Annotated in this window: 11 protein-coding genes and 1 pseudogene; 5 read left to right on the top strand and 7 right to left on the bottom strand. The window is 33.5% G+C overall.

Annotation, left to right across the window (positions count from 1 at the left end; translation table 11 throughout):
• Positions 1-5 precede the first annotated feature (5 nt).
• Both argH and H510_RS0116625 read left to right on the top strand, forming a co-directional pair.
• Entirely contained in the window at positions 6-1,337 is a 1,332-nt protein-coding gene (argH, locus tag H510_RS0116630; protein ID WP_026905342.1) for an argininosuccinate lyase, read from the top strand.
• 212 nt (positions 1,338-1,549) lie between these two features.
• Complete coding sequence (locus tag H510_RS0116625; protein WP_026905341.1) at positions 1,550-2,806, top strand: pyridoxal phosphate-dependent aminotransferase; 1,257 nt, start codon at positions 1,550-1,552, stop codon at positions 2,804-2,806.
• Positions 2,807-2,814: 8 nt separating this feature from the next.
• Here H510_RS0116625 and H510_RS0116620 read toward each other — a convergent pair whose 3' ends face one another.
• The 3 genes and pseudogenes from H510_RS0116620 to H510_RS0116610 form a co-directional block, all read right to left on the bottom strand.
• The gene (locus tag H510_RS0116620; RefSeq protein WP_026905340.1) at positions 2,815-4,317 is read right to left on the bottom strand and encodes a lipopolysaccharide biosynthesis protein; all 1,503 of its coding nucleotides are present in this window, start codon (positions 4,315-4,317) and stop codon (positions 2,815-2,817) included.
• 4 nt (positions 4,318-4,321) lie between these two features.
• Positions 4,322-4,603: pseudogene (locus tag H510_RS20720) on the bottom strand (CatB-related O-acetyltransferase); the annotation flags it as partial.
• Positions 4,604-4,998: 395 nt separating this feature from the next.
• Positions 4,999-5,874 (bottom strand): 6-hydroxymethylpterin diphosphokinase MptE-like protein, encoded by an 876-nt coding sequence (locus H510_RS0116610; protein WP_026905338.1) that lies wholly within the window; start codon positions 5,872-5,874, stop codon positions 4,999-5,001.
• Positions 5,875-5,940: 66 nt separating this feature from the next.
• Here H510_RS0116610 and H510_RS0116605 point away from each other — a divergent pair, with 66 nt between their 5' ends.
• The gene (locus H510_RS0116605; protein ID WP_026905337.1) at positions 5,941-6,675 is read left to right on the top strand and encodes a glycosyltransferase family 2 protein; all 735 of its coding nucleotides are present in this window, start codon (positions 5,941-5,943) and stop codon (positions 6,673-6,675) included.
• A gap of 70 nt (positions 6,676-6,745) precedes the next feature.
• On the opposite strand, the gene H510_RS0116600 is transcribed toward H510_RS0116605, so the two are convergent.
• The 3 genes from H510_RS0116600 to H510_RS0116590 all read right to left on the bottom strand — a co-directional run bounded on the left by H510_RS0116600 (position 6,746) and on the right by H510_RS0116590 (position 13,043).
• Positions 6,746-9,229 carry a hypothetical protein gene (locus H510_RS0116600; RefSeq protein ID WP_026905336.1) on the bottom strand — a complete coding sequence of 828 codons (2,484 nt, stop codon included), beginning with the start codon at positions 9,227-9,229 and terminating at the stop codon, positions 6,746-6,748.
• Between the two features lie 127 nt (positions 9,230-9,356).
• Positions 9,357-11,744, bottom strand: a complete 2,388-nt coding sequence (locus H510_RS0116595; protein ID WP_026905335.1) for a T9SS type A sorting domain-containing protein — start codon at positions 11,742-11,744, stop codon at positions 9,357-9,359.
• A 9-nt stretch (positions 11,745-11,753) separates the two neighbouring features.
• A complete protein-coding gene (locus H510_RS0116590; protein WP_036693327.1) occupies positions 11,754-13,043 on the bottom strand; it encodes an OmpA family protein in 1,290 nt (429 codons plus the stop codon).
• Between the two features lie 142 nt (positions 13,044-13,185).
• Between H510_RS0116590 and H510_RS0116585 the strand changes: the two genes are divergently transcribed.
• Complete coding sequence (locus H510_RS0116585) at positions 13,186-13,944, top strand: LytR/AlgR family response regulator transcription factor (protein ID WP_036693324.1); 759 nt, start codon at positions 13,186-13,188, stop codon at positions 13,942-13,944.
• Here H510_RS0116585 and H510_RS0116580 read toward each other — a convergent pair whose 3' ends face one another.
• Positions 13,945-15,768 carry a sensor histidine kinase gene (locus H510_RS0116580; RefSeq protein ID WP_026905332.1) on the bottom strand — a complete coding sequence of 608 codons (1,824 nt, stop codon included), beginning with the start codon at positions 15,766-15,768 and terminating at the stop codon, positions 13,945-13,947. It abuts the gene before it with no gap.
• A 373-nt stretch (positions 15,769-16,141) separates the two neighbouring features.
• Between H510_RS0116580 and H510_RS0116575 the strand changes: the two genes are divergently transcribed.
• Positions 16,142-18,208 (top strand): LamG-like jellyroll fold domain-containing protein, encoded by a 2,067-nt coding sequence (locus H510_RS0116575; protein WP_026905331.1) that lies wholly within the window; start codon positions 16,142-16,144, stop codon positions 18,206-18,208.
• Positions 18,209-18,378: the final 170 nt, after the last annotated feature.

Below are 18,378 nucleotides of genomic sequence, written 5' to 3'. Positions count from 1 at the left end.
AAAAAATGAAATTGTGGCAAAAAAATACATCAACAAATAACCTGGTAGAAACTTTTACGGTTGGACAGGATAGAGAAATGGATCTTTATCTGGCTGCTTTTGATGTTTTAGGTTCTTTAGCACATACTCAAATGCTAGAAAGTATTGGCTTAATGACTAAAGAAGATTTAGAGAAAGTACAACGTGAGTTGAAAAATATTTACAGAGAAATTGCTGATGGAAATTTCACTATAGAAGATGGTGTAGAAGATGTACACTCGCAGGTAGAAATGCTTTTAACCCAAAGAGTGGGTGATGCAGGAAAGAAAATCCATAGCGGACGTTCTAGAAACGATCAAGTTTTGGTTGATTTAAAGCTGTTTTTTCGTAGTCAAATTCAGGAAATGGTGCTTTCTACAAAAGAGCTGTTTGATTTATTAACCCAGCTTGCCGAGCAACATCAAGATAAATTATTACCCGGTTATACACATCTTCAAATTGCCATGCCATCGTCTTTTGGTTTATGGTTTGGAGCTTATGCGGAAAGCCTGATAGACGATTTGGAGTTGATGTTAGCAGCCTTTAAAATCAGTAATAAAAACCCTCTGGGTTCTGCTGCAGGTTATGGCTCATCTTTTCCTTTAAACCGTACTTTAACTACCCAATTATTGGGTTTTGATACACTAAATTACAACGTGGTTTATGCGCAAATGGGACGTGGTAAAAGCGAAAGAGTGGTTGCACAGGCTATGTCTTCCATCGCGGCAACGCTAAACCGTATGGCTATGGACGCTTGCTTATTCATGAACCAAAATTTTGGTTTCATCAGTTTCCCTGATGAATTAACAACCGGTTCAAGCATTATGCCGCACAAGAAAAATCCAGATGTGTGGGAGTTAATAAGAGGTCGTACAAACCAGTTACAAGCTTTGCCAAATCAAATCATGATGTTAACCACCAATCTACCCTCAGGTTATCACAGAGATATGCAACTGCTTAAAGAAACGCTTTTCCCGGCATTTAATAGCCTAATGAGTTGCTTAGATATGGCAAAACTGATGCTGAAAAATATCAAGATTAAGGATAATATCTTGGCAGATGACAAATATGCGTATCTATTTAGCGTTGAGGTAGTAAACAACTTGGTTTTAGGCGGGATGCCATTTAGAGAAGCTTATAAAAAAGTAGGTTTAGATATCGAAGCAGGAAATTTTGAGACCGATAGAACCGTTAATCATACCCACGAAGGAAGTATCGGAAACCTAAATTTACCGGAAGTTAAAGCCATGATGCAGGATTTACAAGCACAATTCAAGTTTGATAAAATAGCAATGGCAGTTGATAAATTAGTGAAGTAAAGGTGCGATAGAATCGCTAAGCCATATTAAGCACTCGTTACAAACGAGCGCAAGGAAAAGAGTGCAAGGAAAAATCAAAAATCGTCAATCGTAATTCAACAATAAAGGTGCGATAGAATCGCTAAACCATATTAAGCACTCGTTACAAACGAGCGCAATGAAAAGAGCGCAAAGAAAAATCAAAAATCGTCAATCGTAATTCAAAAATAACAATGAAAGTATCAGTATTAGCAGAAACCTTAATTGGGTCAGAGATTATAAAAATAGCAGGCGAAGTAAACCAAATGAAGGCCAAAGGAGCACAAATAGCTAATTTGACTATCGGTGATTTTGATGCTCAATTATATCCTATCCCTGCTGAGCTACAAAGTAATATTGTTGACGCTTACGCTGATTTTCAGACGAATTACCCACCTGCTGATGGTGTTTTAACTTTAAGAGAAAGCGTTGCTGATTTCTTGAAAAGCAGAATGGGTTTAGATTACGCGGCAAAAAATGAAATTCTGATTTCTGGAGGCTCTCGTCCGCTAATTTATGCTACTTATTTAGCTTTGATTGATGCCGGAGATAAAGTAGTTTTCCCAGCTCCATCATGGAATAATAACCATTACGTTCATTTACTAGGTGCTCATGGAATTAGTGTAGTTACCCAGCCTGAGAATAATTTTATGCCTACTGCTGCCGAGTTGAAATCACATTTAAAAGGTGCTAGTTTATTGGCTTTATGTTCTCCGTTAAACCCAACGGGTACCATGTTTTCTGAACAAGGGCTCAGAGAGATTTGCGAATTGGTGATTGCAGAAAATAAAAGTAGAGCTGCAGGAGAAAAACCATTATACATCCTTTATGATCAAATATATTCTCAATTAACTTTTGGCGAACACCAACATATAGACCCGGTAACTTTATTTCCAGAATTAAGAGATTATACCGTTTTTATTGATGGTAGCTCAAAATGTTTTGCAGCAACGGGTGTGAGGGTAGGCTGGGGCTTTGGTCCGGCAGAAATTATTGATAAAATGAAAGCTATTGTAGGCCACATGGGTGCTTGGGCACCAAAGGCAGAGCAAGTAGCTATGGTCAAGTATTTAAAAGATACTTTAGCTGTTGATACTTATTTAGGAGATTTTAAAACCCGCATACAAAATAGTTTAGATACACTTTATAAAGGTATTAATGCCTTAAAAAACGAAGGTTTTGCAGTAGATGCTATTGAACCTATGGGTGCTATCTACCTTACCCTAAAAATTGATTATTTAGGCAAAAGCACCCCAGAAGGAGAGGTCTTAAAATCATCCATAGATTTAAATTTTTACTTGATAAAAGAAGCTAATATTGCTTTGGTGCCTTTTTCTGCTTTCGGTACCGATGATATGTGTTGGTATAGAGCATCTGTAGGCGCTTGTTCTGCCGATGAAATTGCAGCTAAAATTCCACAGTTGAAAGAAGCATTGGCTAAGTTAAAATAAGCCGTGTTCTAGCTTAATAATTTGGTTTTATATTTATCAATGATGGTATTCATTTCTGGAGCTAGTTTAAGAACATAAATGCTGCTTACATATACTAGAGTGATGATGCCCGAGCGTAAGATAATATCCCAAACAAAAAAAGATTGTTTTGGTAAATAACCAATGATGAAGAGGGTAAACAAGCCTATCATCAGTATGAAAAGGTTATTTAAACCCATAGGTTGCATCTTAAACTTCATAACCAAGAAAAGGTATCTGAAGAAATTAAATAATAGCGTAGCCAAAGCTGTAGCCATAGCAGAACCCGTTATCCCCCAAATAGGGATAAACATATAATTGGTAGCTATGGTGATGAAAATAAGTGCTAAAAAGAAATACGTATCGTACTTATAATATTTAGAAGTGGCAATGATAACACCGTTAAAGCCGGTTGCCATTTCTATTAAGCCAGAAAGGCTGATGAATAAAATCACATATTTACCGGCCTCGTATTCTTTAGGAATCATTTCAAATACGTTATCAATATTGGCCCAAATGCCAATAAATATCAACATGGCAATTAAAAGCTGATTGATACAACTTTTCTTGTATACAGATTTTATCCCTTCTATATCATGAACCTTCCATTTCTCTGCTATGATGATGCCACCAATTCTGTACATGATACGTGAAGGCATTAATACTACAGTACCAAAAAATGCGGTGATACTATATATCCCTGTTAAGGAAGTATTAATCATCTCATTAATCATGATTTTATCAATGTATTGGATAATCATGGTGGTGAAACCTGTAAGCACAGCAAATAAACTTACACTGCTCAGCATTTTAACCATTTCTGGATTTAAGAAAGCAAAATCGGGTTTAAGGTTAAAAGCTCTTTTTCGGTATAATTTGATAAATATCCATACAGTTGGGATGAGATTTGCTAATACCCAAATCCATAGAAATAATGGAAAAGGTAAGGTAAAATAAAGCATCAAACCCATGGCTATGGCTACCGTAAGTTTTTGTACAAATTCTTTAAGTGTTGAGCCTGTAACTGCATCTAATAAAGCTGTTCTGTTAAAAGTATCTAAGGCATTAAATAGAACCGTACCTAAAGTGAGTACCAGTATAACAGGCGTATAATCTTGAAAAAGTGTAGTGAAATTACTTTCTACAGGTAATATAGATTTACCTAAGTAAAAAAGTAGCATGAAAAGTAAAAGCCCCAAAAAAGGTATTGCTAGTAATAAAAACATAAAACCGTTATGGTTTCTTGTTTCGTCTCTAAAATAGGGAAAGCATCTGATACTGGCATTGAAAAAGCCTAGAGAACCCAATTGAGCCAAAATCATGGTGAAAGACAGAATTAAATCTAATATCCCGTTTTCTTCTGGCCCCAATCCGTGAGAACGTAAAACAGTAACACTAAAAAAGCCAATGATGATTCCTAAATAAGAATAAATGCTTCCTTTTATGGTTTGCGAGCCAATGGTGCCTGTTTTATAAGATTCCTTTTTATCCAAGCTATTAACGATTAAATTTTTTCATCAGTAAATCCACATCAAGAAATAAATCTTTATGTTCTTTTAGCCAATCTAAATTTTGCTCCCACCATTTAAATTTCTGTAGAAAGTTTATTTGCTCTTGAGCAAATCTATATTTTATGAATTTTGCCGGTACACCACCAACAATACTATAAGGTTCAACGTCTTTGGTAACTACAGCACCCGAAGCTATAATTGCCCCATTTCCTATTTTAACACCCGATTTAATAATGACTTGTGCACCTATCCAAACATCGTTTTCTATAATCGTTTCTTGATATTCTTGAAAAAGTTCTTTTTCTACCAGTGTTAAACCAGATGCTTGACCAATGGTGGAATAAAATAAAGGATGACTAGATACATATTGAGAACTTGGATGCGCACCTAAGCCTATACTTACATGAGGGCCAATACAGCAAAATTTACCAATCTTAGCATGTTGTACCAAAGTATTACGAGCCACATAGCTGAAACTATCTATACTTGTATTTCTAAGTCTGGTATACTTATATATAGTGTTATAATAACCAAAAGTACAACCACTAAGCTCTACCATATATTCTATTTTAAGATGCTTACCTCTGTTTTTAAAAAGGTAAACAGCTTTGGTAAAAAGCCATCTTAGCCAAAGCGATATTGGGTTTAATAACAATGTTTCCATTATGATATTTTTTTTCTTTCAAATGCGTCTATAAAAGAAACATGGCTGGCATTATATATAGTTGTATCGCAGTATTTTGCGTAATTTTTGATATGCTCGTAACCTTTAAAAACCTTTGTCCAGTTTTCAAAAATCTCTGATACTTTAAAGGTTTCTTGCGTGTTCAAACCTTTGTAAAATGGTTTATAAGAAACTTGCTCACCCTCGCTATAAAAATGAACATTTTTTAAGCAAAGTATATTTTCATCATTAACAATTAAGTTTTCATGCCAAGTATGGTCGGCACCTATAAAATAAATCTCTTTATATTTTAAATTAATGGTTAGGAATAAGGATGCTACCAAAACATTTTGGCTTTGCGGCATGGCCAATTGTCGCTTAAATAAGTAATAAGCAATAGCATCAAAACCTTTAAAAATGGTGTAATTATAATATACCACTTTTACATATTCTGAGTTTAACGCTTGTACAAAAGCCGATTTCCGAGCTCTATAAGGGAAAAATAAGGTAATAGGCCAATTTGTTTTTTCTTTTATAGCAGCAAAAACTTTTTGTGGTAAAGGTAATTCGGTTTTCCATAATGCAGGGTCATGCATCACATAGTAGGCAGGTTTTAGCTGTTCATACTCTGATGTTAGTGCAAAAAGATTTACACAAACTAACGGATACTTAGTTAAATGATTTTGATATTCTTTTAATGAATTTGAAAGTGATGGACCGTTACCTAGAATAATACAGGTATGATGGGAAGTGGTTTTATGTATTTTTTGATTAAAACCAGAAATAAGGAATATTTTACAAAAAGAAAAAAATGTATTGATCAGATTGGAGAAAAACCAATGAAAGGATTTATAAATTTTTTCTAATTGTTGCATCAAGCACAAATTTAAAAATATTTAATTAGCTTTCCGCAGCTAATCAAAAGCTACTAAAAATAGGTTATGCAAAAGAAAAAACCTCTTTTATCAGTTATTACTATAGTTTTTAATGATGCAAAGCATATAGAGAGGACTATGCTTTCTGTTTTACATCAAACTTATCCTTATATCCAATACATTATAATTGATGGTGCTTCTACAGACGGAACGGTTGATGTGATTAAAAAATATCAAGATAGCTTGTTTTATTTTAGTTCTGAACCAGATAAAGGCATTTACGATGCTATGAATAAAGGTTTGGCTATTGCCACTGGAGATTATGTTCTTTTTATGAACTCTGGCGATGAAATATATGCTTTAGATACTGTAGAAAAAGTTTTCGCTTGCGCTGATGGTGCTGATATCTATTACGGAGAAACACTGCGTATTAATGAGAAATTAGAAAGTTTAGGTCCACGGAAACATCTTATACCAGAGCATTTCTCATGGAAAAGTTTTAAATACGGAATGAATGTTGGTCATCAAGCTATTTACGTGAAAAGAGCATTAGCCCAGCCTTATGATTTGCAATATCGCTTAAGCGGAGATATAAACTGGATTTTAAAAATTGCTAAAAAGGCTAAGCATATTATAAACACCCAAATGTATGTAGCTAAATTTTTAGAAGGCGGAGCCTCTAAACAAAGGCAAAGAGAAAGTTTAAAAGAGCGTTACCTTATTCTTCAAAAATATTACGGTTTTTGGCCTAATATTTTTAACCACCTCATTATTACGATAAAAGCAATACTCAAAAAATAGTTTATAAAACGTCTGTAAACAACAATCCCGATGTGGTTAGCATCGGGATTTTAGGTTTTTACTGGTTGGTTTAAGCTTTCAACTTTTGTATTCTCTCTTTAAAAAATGCAAAAGCTAGGATTAAAGATAATAGTATAGAACCAATTAACGAAATTTTTTCTCCAAAATAATAAGACTCTGGTTCAAATTTCCATTCTAAAGTATGATTTCCGCCAGGTAATTTGGCCGCTCTTAGTAAATAATTGGCTCTTATATATGGTTTTTCTTCACCGTCTATATATAATTTCCATCCTTTGGGATACCAAATTTCTGAAAAAACAGCTAATGCACTTTTGCCAATAGAATATTCGTATTTAAGATGGTCTGGATGATAGCTTGTTAAATTAATTTTGCCGTTAAAGCTGGTACCTAAATTTTTATCATCTAGTTGTGTCTTAAATTCATCATGAATGATAGCCTCTTTTTTAGGGTCAAAAGAGCTGATGGCTACCATCTCTTCATCGTTATTTTTTACAAATTGTACCTTATCTACAAACCAAGCATTACCACAAGCAGTGCTATTTACCTGCATAGAAGTGTTTTGCCCATCTTTACCAGGTGTAATAAAGTATTTAGCATTCAGCATGTCTAAAACATCTTGATTCATGCTACCGGTAAATTGCTTTTCAACAACTTCTTGAAATCTTTTAAGCTTAGCTGCGTGGTAGCCGCCCACTGTTTTATGGAAATAAGAAGCATTAGCACTAGAAAAAGTTGGTATGGTTAAATCTAAAACCCTATAATGAGGGTCTTGGTCACGTAATATAAACTCATCTACCTCTCTGGTTTTAAATTGTTGATCAATAACTGCTTTAGTAACAAAGTTTTCGTTATTAAGGTAACGCTTATCAACGGCCCATAAATCTGTAACAATTAAAACTCCAATGGCCAATGTACCTAAAGTAGTATTAATTTTTTTACTGATGATTGCCCATAAAATACCTGCACCTATTGCGATAAAAATTAAAGTTCTTAAAGCATCGGCTTTAAACAAGCTTATCCTATCTTCTACTAAAGATTGTGCAATGCTGTTGGCAAAAGACATGTCGCCAGTTACCTGGTTTAATTGGTTAATAAAATCCTGATGATTATCCGCTTTAAAGCTGAACAATATAGTTGGTACAGCTAGCAAAACAATTACTATTCCACCTAGGATATAGCTGGTCTTTTTTAGAGCATTTAAGATTGTTTTCTGGTCTTTATCTGCTTTTAAAATCTCGGCGAAAGCCAAAATAGCTAAAATAGGAATACATAAAGAGGCGATAACTAAGGTAGATTCTACCGCTCTAAACTTGTTGTATAGCGGGAAATAATCAAAAAATAAATCAGAAATAAGGCTGAAATTTTTTCCAAAGGATAAGAACAAGCTTAATAAAGTTGCGCCTAATAACCACCATTTTAAACGACTTTTAACAATAAATAATCCTAAAACAAATAAGAAAAATACAAAAGCACCAAAATACCACGGACCTGAGGTGAATGGTTTTGGTCCCCAATAGCTTGGTAATTGTCTTGCAAAGTCTAAAGATTGATTGATATCTATCCCTTTTGAAGTTAAGTTTTTTACCACCTCAGATTTTTCATCTAATAATGATGCTGAACCGCCTCCGTAAGCATTAGGAATTAAGAAAGTAATAGACTCTCCAACTCCTTGGCTCCATTGGTAAGCATACTCTTTATCTAAACCTGTGTTTGCAGGTGTATTTGTACTGGTTAAATTAGATTTTCCTCTGATTGATAATTGGCCATACTCATAGGTAGTCCATAACATGCTGGCATTGATAACCAAAGCAATAATTACAGCACCAGTTAAATAACTAATAGATTTGAAGAAATCTTTAGTAAGCTTTTGCTTATAAGCATGATAAAATTCTATCCCTACTAAAATTAGCAAAGCTAAGAACAAGTAGTAAGTCATTTGGATATGATTAACCCTAATTTCTAAGGCTAAAAATAAGGCAGTTAAGGCAGCACCTATTAGATATTTACCCCTTAAGGTTAACAAAATACTGGCTAAAACCGGCCCAAAAAAACCTATGGCTAAAGCTTTATTGCCATGTCCGGCTTCTAGGATGATGAAATTATAGGAGGAGAATGTAAAAGCCAATGCACCTATTACAGCAAGGTATACATTTAGATTTTTTTGTTTTTCATTATATAGTGCTAATAAAACACTAAAAAGAAAATAAGCACCCAGCATGTATAGCATAGCCATATCTACCGGGTTTGGAAACAAGGCTCTATAGCTTGTCATGATATAGGTCGTAATATTTTTAGGATAGGTAGCCCAAATTTGGTAAGATGGCATTCCTCCAAACATACTATTTGTCCATAATGGTGCTTTACCATCTATTTCTTTGTACTTCATGATTTCCATTTGCATAGCTTTTGCTTGCGAAACATCATTTTGTACTAGTATTTTACCTTGAAAAGCGGGTGTGAAATAGACAAAACATAAAATTACGAATACACCTATAACAGCCAAGTGTATACCATTCTTCTTAAACCAATTCATTTTATATATAAAGTGTTGAACATCAAAAATAGAAAAATACAAGATATATCAGGTATGTGAGCATGTAAAATAAAAAAGACCTCTTCAAAAAGCTGAAGAGGTCTTCGTTTAAAGAGCGAATAAAGTTTTATTTTTTAATCAGCTTGATATGTTTTCCGTCTGATAATTTTATAAAATATATGCCAGAAGCCATGCCAGAGCAGTTTATTTCCATGATTTCATTCTGTAAAATAAAGGTGTTAAGTTTTACACCCTGGTTGTTTAGCAGTACGGCTTTCGTATTTAGATAAGCTTTATCTACCACTAGCGTTGTTTGATTTTCTACAGGATTAGGATATAAGCTGATATTTTGCTTGTTATTTAAACTTAAACGTACTACTCTTACCGGGCTATAAGTAAAGCTGGCATCAATATCTATCATTTTAAGCTGATAATAAACCCACTCTGCCTGATGAATTTGTTTTAAATCATCTCTGTAGCTATAAGTATTATTTCCAGTGCCAAAAGCTTGTTTTTCCGCAATCTTAATAAAGTCCGTACCGTTTATGCTGCGTTCTATTTCAAATTTTTGAGTGTTAATTTCAGAAGCTGTATTCCATGAAAGTAAGGTATGGTTATTTTCTTTTTCTGCATGAAAAGCAACCAAATCCAGAGGTAAGGTTGTTGGGGCTGTATTTGCAAAGAAACCACTAAATCCGGTTACATTAAATGTAATTTCCCACCTGTTGGCATTAGCATTCCAGATAATTTTATCGTCATCTGGATCTATCAGGGTAGTAGTGCCAGTGTAAGAATCCATTAACCCTGTACCGTTGTTACTACTACCACTTATTTTTACAATTCTGATATTTGCTTTCCCTTGGTTATCAGAAGGAGAAAGAGGAAAATCTGCTGTTTTTGCTGGGTGTGCGTTAAAATCTAGAAATTCTTGCTGACTAAAAAATAGGGTTACTGTACCTGTACTTGTAGTGATGTTATTGGTTGGGGTTATTTCATAATGTCTGGCTAAATAAGGTAAACTATTAAAGGTAGGTACGGTACTTTCATTCCACACCTTTGCAGTGGTTAAATTACCAGTAAGTGGCACAGCACCATTAACACCCAATTTTAATATAGCTTCATTATTAGGACTTAAAAATAAATAATCACTTATTCTACCTATGGCAGCGCTTGCTACACTTGCAACATTTGAAAGTGTTAAATTTACAGCCTTAAAAACATAGGTGCCTCCCATAAAATACTGCGCATTCACCCCATTTTGGTCTAGTGATGATTGTGAAGCACCAACGGCAATATAATCACCTTTAATAGCTACGCTTGTTCCAAATCTTGCACTACCATTTCTATCACCGGCTACCAGTTTTTGAGTTTGAACCCAAGTAGCACTATTATTTCTTTCAAAAACATAAGCAGCACCAGCTCCGTCAGAAAAATTAGCGCTTTCTCCTTCGTAGTCTCCGCCTTCTGCTCCTATAACTAGTTTATTGCCTGATAAAGCTACTGAAGTACCAAAATAGTCATTAGCTCTTCTATCGCTTGCAATAATCTTTTGCTTATAGATCCAGCTCTCTGCATTATTTTTCTCAAAAATATAAGCTGCTCCAGCGTCAAATAATAAATTCGCACCAGAAGCATCTCTTAAAGCGTTACGTACGCCCAAAACAGCATAATCTCCACTTAACGCTAAGCTGCTTATCTCTGTAGATTCATTTACTGCTGTTACACTGATGGTTTGTTGTTTTGTCCAAACGTCGCTACCGTTATTTTTAAAAATGTAAGCATTAACGTAAGATGATATGAGTAGATAGTCTCCGGAAACCGAAATTTTCTGACCAAAAGTAGCAGGTTGTTGTACAATAGCATCAGGTGATAGTTTTTGAATCTGGTTCCAGTTTCCGTTACCATCTTTTTTAAAGATATAAACGCCACCATGTTTTGGATTTCTTGTACTTAAAGCCGGATTAACATCTGTCCCAACAAAAGCATAATCTCCAGAAATAGCTACGCTGGTACCAAAATAATCTAAATTTACACCGTCTGATGCCAATATACGCTGCTTAAATACCCAAGTCTCGGCAACTTTTTCAAAAATAACTGCTGCTCCTAATCCATCAGCAGTTTGTCCTGTGGTAGCATCAAAGTAAAACGGTTCTCCAACTATTGCAAAATTACCATCTATAGCTACGCTAGTACCAAATCCAGTGCTGGTACCTAAGTTTGGTCTATTTCTGTCTATAATTTTTTGATTATCTGCTTCGCCTAAATCATCTAATGATGCAATATAGGCAGGTGATACACGAGGGTCGCCAAATACCAATTGGCGAAGGGGTTGTCCTAATGTACCGGTAATAACATCCGTTTGGGACAGTGCTACAGAAGAGCCCAAAAATCTTTGCTCTGTTCTTTGGTTAACCGGTATATCAACCATTTTATTAATTTGTATAAAAGGCTGTGCTTGTAATGGCAAAACAAAGCCATAAAATATAATAAGGATGCTAAGTAATCGTTTTTTCATCTTAAGTATTTAAAGTTTAATAAATTCTACACGTCGGTTGTTGGCTTTAGCCTGAGTACTTGTGTTTGGTTCTGATGGTTCTGCTGCGCCTTTACCATCGGTTTGCATGCGGTTTGCTTCAATGTTATAAATGCTGCTGAGGGTGGTTTTTACTGCTTCTGCTCTTTTTTTAGATAATTCTAAATTTGCGGTTGCAACGCCATCATTATCTGTATGGCCAACAATTTTTATTTTTACGGTTGGGTTTTCTTGCAATACATTAGCTATTTCTTTAAGTATCCCACCAGATTCTGGTCTTATTTGTGCCGAGTTAACATCAAACAAAATACCTCTGGTAACTAATTTTCCATCGGTAATCAATTTATTTCTGGTGTCTGGCGCACCTACTGCAACTTTAAGATTGTTTAAAAATGCTGCGCCCTCAAAAATATTGGTAGCAAATAAGATGGAATAATTGATGTTTGGAATGAAAGCTCTAGGTAAATCCCAAACTTTACTTTCATTGATGTAGACCCTTAATCTGCTTTTTTGTCTCCAAATAGAAACGCGATTTACTTTTGAGGATAAATAAGCGAATTTTGCATCATTGTTAAGGATGTTTTGCCCATTGTTGTCTATAACAAAAATGTTTGATGTACCAGCATTACTTTGGTCTGGATGTATATCTAAAGATACCGATACTTTATCTGTAAAATACTGGTCAAAAGTTAGATTTCTATCTTGTAAAGAAGGAAAAATTACTTTTAATCCTGATTGCATAGCTGATAAATCATCAGATACGAGCATATCAAACTCAATAGTAAAATTTTCTGGTAGCGCATTAATGTATTCTGGATAAAAAATCCCTTTTTGTCCAAATTTTAACCATTTGCCAGTTCCGGCAGTAACACTAACCAGCTCTCCGCTACTATTGGTATTCCATTTTGCAGGGAAATCTCCTATAGCATCTTCTTTAAAATCTTCAAAACCAATGATTTTCTCTCCAGAAATAAAATCAAATTTAGAGCTTGCAGAAAGTTTCATGGTACTTGCATTTGCAGCTGTTTCTGCTGTTTTCTGAACGTCGTTTTCTGTTGTAGCTGTACTTTTTTTGGTTGATTTTGGCTTTCCATCTATAGCCTCATCAATTTCCTGATCTACTTTTTGCTCTCCTTTACCAATAATTTTATCTATGGTTTGGTCTGTAGTGCGTTCTTTTGCTTCTGCCAGTTTTCTTTTAAGCTTATCTTTTAAAGACTCTTGTGCATGAGCAAATAGGTTGATGATGATAAAAGAACTAAGAATAAATAAGATTCTCATGGTTATTAAGGGCTTTAAGTCCAAAAAACATAATTATTCATCCAAATTAAATATGTTTGTATATTAGAAAACCTGTTAATGAGTATTTGCGTTAATATGCTATAGATTTAAACCACTTGAGTAAGAATTTAAATAATATCAAATGATTAAAGCAGTACTTTTAGATGATGAGCAACACGGATTAGATTCTTTAAGTACACAACTTAAACAACTTGATAAACCCATTCAGGTGGTTGCATCTTTTAATCATCCGATACAAGCATTACCTTTTATTAAAAGCCAAAAGTTTGACATTTTATTTTTGGATATTGATATGCCTGGTTTATCTGGTTTTGATGTTTTAGAGCAAGTTACAGAACCCCATTTTGACGTAATTTTTACCACTGCATATAATCAATTTGCTATCAAGGCATTTCAATACAGTGCTATCAGTTATTTACTTAAACCTATTGATGAGGCTGAGCTTTTAAAAAGTATTCAGTTGTGGGAGAAAAAGACATCCAAACCTATTGATACAGAGCAGTATAAGCTGTTTTTAAATCATTATCATAAATCTGATACACAATACTCAAAAATAGCATTGCCAACAGCCGATGGATTGGAGTTTATTAAAGCTTCAGAAATTGTGCGTTGCCAATCTGATAGTAATTACACCTATTTTTATCTATCTAACCAAGAGAAAATTTTAATTTGTCGCACTTTAAAAGAGGTAGAAAGTTTATTGGCTTTTCATGGTTTTGTGCGTATACATCAATCTCATCTGATTAACCCGGCTTACCTAAGAAAATTTATCAGGCATGATGGTGGTTATGTAATGATGCAAGATGGTGAAGAAATAAGCGTTTCTAAAGCGCATAAGGATAAAGTAATGGCATTGTTTAACCAAATAGAGCGTAAATAATTAATCTTTGATGATTTTTATGACAACCAATGTGCCCTTTTCTACAGAGTTTAAATAGCTTTTATCTATGATTTCTAAATGTATTTGTTGTTGATAAAGCGCATTCCATTGTTGGAGGTAATTTTTAGTAATTTCTGTTGCTCTTGAAACATGATTTTTCTGTTGGTTTTGATGATGTAAAATACCAATTCCATTATCTTCAATAGTTACACTTAAATCTTTTTCAGTTTCTTTAAATGATATTTTGATTTCCTTTACAATCGCTTGATGATTAAAAGCATGCTTAATAGCATTTTCTACAAAGGGTTGTACCAACATAGGGGGTAAAAATATAGTTTCAGCATCGTTTAATAAATCTTTAGTAATATTAAACTGTAAGGAGTCTCCAAACCTTAATTGCTCCATATTTAAATACATATTTAAGTACTCCATTTTATCAGCTAGGCTTACTTCTTTATGTATAGAGTTTTCCAGTGTGAGGCGTAAAAGTTTAGAGAATTTTAATAAATAAGACGATGCCATTTCTGTTTGTTGTTGCATCACCAAATTTCTGATGGCGTTAAGGCAATTAAAAGTAAAATGAGGATTCATTTGTGTTTGTAATGCCATCATTTGCACTTCAAGTACTTTTTTCTGAAATCTTAGTTTTTCCCTGCTTTCATCAATCATTTTTCCACCTAACCCGAGAGAGAAAAAGCAAAGCTCTAAAAAAGTACCTAGTTGGGTATAATTATTAGGAAATAATCCTCCAAAATTCCACTCAAATATTTGGTTTAAAGTACCTGCAATATTTCCCAGATAAAAGAATAAAATACCCCATAAAATGTATTTGTAAAATTTGATATGTCGGTTTTTAAAGAGTTTATAAATCACAAAACCATAATAAGGTATTACAGCAAATAAAATAATAGTGTTAAACTTATAAAGTGTATTTTGTAATGGTAAGTCAGAAAAGAAAAGAGTTAAAATATTAACAGCCATAAATACCATAAAAATGTAATTAAGCAGTTTTAACCCATGATAAATTTTTCTTAGATGCTCTTTTAACGATAAAAATTGCATCAGAAAAAGATGATAAAAAATCAGATAACCATATACCAAAGTTTCTTTACTGTTGATAGCTATCTCTGGATATTGCCAAATAAATAAATTATGGTATTTGATAGGAAAATCTGCAATGATGCTAAAAACCATTACAAAAATGAGATAGCAAGCGTAATATAGAAAATCCTTAACCTTATTTTCTAAAAATATCAAGGTGCTAAATAAAATCATGATAATTAAATTCCCCAAAAACAGTAATGAGAAGTATAGACTTACCTGAGTATTTTGTTCTTCTCCAGATTTTAAAGTTTGCCAGGCATCTGCAGATAAAAAGATAATTTCGCCATCAATTTCTTTTAAAGATTTATTATCAATACGTAATTTATAATTTAAAGAACTTTTAGGAGGTATTTCAAGCTTAAAAGTGTTTAAGTATGGATGCTCAACTCTATCACTTAGAGGTATTAAAGGGCCATTTTTAAAACTCCCCGTTTTGCTACTTAAAGTGATGCTATAATTTAGACCTGGCAAATTTCTAAAAACATCGATAGAATGATATTTAGCTAAATTTATAGTGCCAATTCTTACATAAACGGATGTTTGGTAATCATTAAAATTGTGGATGGTAATAGTAGCAGCATCCTTCGCAAGCTTAAAGGCAATTGATTTTTTTAGGTAAAGCTTGTGGGTATGGATAGTATATTGGGCATTGCTGGTCAATTGAAGCCCAATGCAAAAAAAGCTTATGATAAAAAACCTGATGATCCAACAAAAAGGCATGTTTTTACTGCTAATTTTTCATCAATAATAATGAAATAACTCAGCTTATAAAAACATGTTAAGTTTAAGTGATAAGTTATAATAGGGTTAAATAATAGTTGAGTTATAAAATTATGTTAAGCTCATCAAGCCTATTGATTAAATTTCCCGATATAAATCTTTATAAGCTTTTGAAAAGTTAATGTCTAAATAAAATTTACCTACCCGTTTTGGGTAGGTAAAGTTAGTAGTTATCACTGTATTTTTGTTGCTGGGTGTAACACTTTTGATTTGTAATAAAAACCTTTACATTTTAAAGTTTTTCATGATATGTCAGAGTTATTCTTTAAACAATTGTAATTAACAAAATTAATATATACTTAAAATTAGAATTATGAAGAAATTTTTATCTAATCGCTTTCATTACATAGTATTAATTACCGTAATGATCTTTTTCTTACACATTTTAAACCACAGTGCCAATGCCCAAGCGCCAGTGGTTGAATACACTTTTGATGGAACTTTAAATAATAGTTCTGACAATACTCCATTTAGTGGTACAGCAAGCTATACCACTAACAGAAATAATGAATCTAATAAAGCACTTAGTATGAATTTTACTGAGCGGATTGCAGCTATAACAGGTATTCCGCTAGGTAAAGCAAACAGGTCTGTCTCGTTATGGTTTAGGATAACGAATATTAATAACGGGACCCCTTTTCCGGCTTTATTTGCTTATGGCCAAAACTTACAATATCAAAAATTTGGTTTTTATTTAAATGGGTTGGATGGTATTGTACACCAAGGATTTGCTTATGATAATACTGTAAACTCTGTTACTACAAATTTAAACCAATGGTATCATTTAGTAGTGAGTTATGACAACGAAGTGGTTAAAGTATACATTAACAATGTTTTAAGAATGAATATAGTTCGTACGTTAATCAATACCACGGCGGGTAATTTTACAATTGGTGGAAATTTTACTGGAGCAATAGACGATTTAAAAATTTACGATTATGCCTTGACGACGAATCAAATAGCAGATATGTTTAATAACAATCCTCCGGTTTTTTCTAATATCAGCCCAAGGAGTTTACGTATTAATGAAGTCGATATAGATTTTACTATTAGCAATGGCGCAAATATTACTGGTTCATTAATTAGATTTGGTACTTCGCCAACTGCTTTAACTGCCAGTACCTCATTGCTTACTGGTGTGCCACCAATAAGTGGGTTAAAAACGCTTACTGGTTTAAGTCCTAATACTACCTACTATTATCAGTTAGAAGCTACCAACTCATTTGCTACATCGCAATCAGAAATTTATAGTTTTACTACTTCATCTGCCGATGTTGTTGCTAATTTTCCTTTTGAAAGCACATTAAGAGATATTAGCGGAACTATGCAATTTAACAACACCGGTAGTTATTCTTTAGATAGAAATAATGAGTTAAAAGCTGTTGCCAGCGTGGGTGAGCGTACTGCAACCATCCCTAATTTACCTGTTGGTAATGCTGACAGGACAATTTCTGTTTGGTATAACATTAGCAGTTTTGTTTCTGCTGGTTTTTACAATATATTCTCTTATGGATCTAATAACGCTAATCAAACATTTGGTATGTACTTAGAAAAAGATGGTACCGTTGGTAAATCTCTCATTTTTCAGGCAAATACTAATGATGTAGCTACCAATTTTACTTCCTCTTTAAATAATTGGTACCATTTAGTAGTAACCTTACAAAGTGGTGAAGTAAAAATATACGTAAATAATGTGTTAATAAGAGTTCTAACCCCAGTCCAAACTTTAAATACGCAATTGAGTACCTTTAGGTTAGGTAGCGATTTTAATGGCGCTATGGACGACCTTAAAATATATAATAGGGCTTTGTCAGCAGCAGAGGTTACAAATTTATACAATGTTAATACCCTGCCTGTTAGCTTAAAATCATTTACAGCAAAAGCACAAAATAATTCGGCTATACTAAATTGGCAAACTTCCAGCGAAAATAACAATAGCCATTTTATGGTAAAAAGAAGTACCAACGGTGTTAACTTTGATAATCTTGCTATCATAAATACAAAATCTGCTAACGGAGCATCTTATAATTATATAGATTACCAACCTGCTAACGGAATAAATTACTACCAATTGCTACAGGTTGATTTAGACAATAAAACTACCGATTTAGGTATTAAAACAGTCAGCTTTAAGCTTTCCACTTCGGATGTTCAGCTTTTTCCAAATCCGGTTAAAGATGTGGTGAATATCCGATTTAATGCTGGAGCTTATCATACTTTAGAAATAGGAGATGCTAACGGAAAAATTTTGCAAAGTCTTGTTTTAAACAAAGCGCAACAAAGTATCACTGTAGATATTTCTAATTATGTTTCTGATATCTATATCCTAAAACTTAAAGGTAATATGGATAGCGTAGTTAAGAAAATTGTGAAGAGATAAAAGAATAATCATAAACGATAAGAAGAAAACTATCAAACCTTTAAATTTTCGTAACTAAAATCAAACAACAATAATTATGAAAAAATCAAGCAATCTGAAAAAGAAAGAGTGACAGCATTATTGACAAGTAGAAAATGGTATTATCAATCGTTTAACACTTCAAGATGTTT

The sequence above is a fragment of the Pedobacter glucosidilyticus DSM 23534 genome (genome assembly GCF_000425145.1).
GTDB classification, from domain to species: domain Bacteria; phylum Bacteroidota; class Bacteroidia; order Sphingobacteriales; family Sphingobacteriaceae; genus Pseudopedobacter; species Pseudopedobacter glucosidilyticus.
Note: the sequence above shows the minus strand (reverse complement) of the source record. Positions and strands in the feature narration are given on the sequence as shown.

Coding starts and splice junctions, on each gene's coding strand:
- H510_RS0116590 (WP_036693327.1), bottom strand. CDS start 13,043: ATGAGAATCTTATTTATTCTTAGTTCTTTTATCATCATCAACCTATTT.
- argH (WP_026905342.1), top strand. CDS start 6: ATGAAATTGTGGCAAAAAAATACATCAACAAATAACCTGGTAGAAACT.
- H510_RS0116595 (WP_026905335.1), bottom strand. CDS start 11,744: ATGAAAAAACGATTACTTAGCATCCTTATTATATTTTATGGCTTTGTT.
- H510_RS0116625 (WP_026905341.1), top strand. CDS start 1,550: ATGAAAGTATCAGTATTAGCAGAAACCTTAATTGGGTCAGAGATTATA.
- H510_RS0116575 (WP_026905331.1), top strand. CDS start 16,142: ATGAAGAAATTTTTATCTAATCGCTTTCATTACATAGTATTAATTACC.
- H510_RS0116580 (WP_026905332.1), bottom strand. CDS start 15,768: ATGCCTTTTTGTTGGATCATCAGGTTTTTTATCATAAGCTTTTTTTGC.
- H510_RS0116585 (WP_036693324.1), top strand. CDS start 13,186: ATGATTAAAGCAGTACTTTTAGATGATGAGCAACACGGATTAGATTCT.
- H510_RS0116600 (WP_026905336.1), bottom strand. CDS start 9,229: ATGAATTGGTTTAAGAAGAATGGTATACACTTGGCTGTTATAGGTGTA.
- H510_RS0116605 (WP_026905337.1), top strand. CDS start 5,941: ATGCAAAAGAAAAAACCTCTTTTATCAGTTATTACTATAGTTTTTAAT.
- H510_RS0116610 (WP_026905338.1), bottom strand. CDS start 5,874: ATGCAACAATTAGAAAAAATTTATAAATCCTTTCATTGGTTTTTCTCC.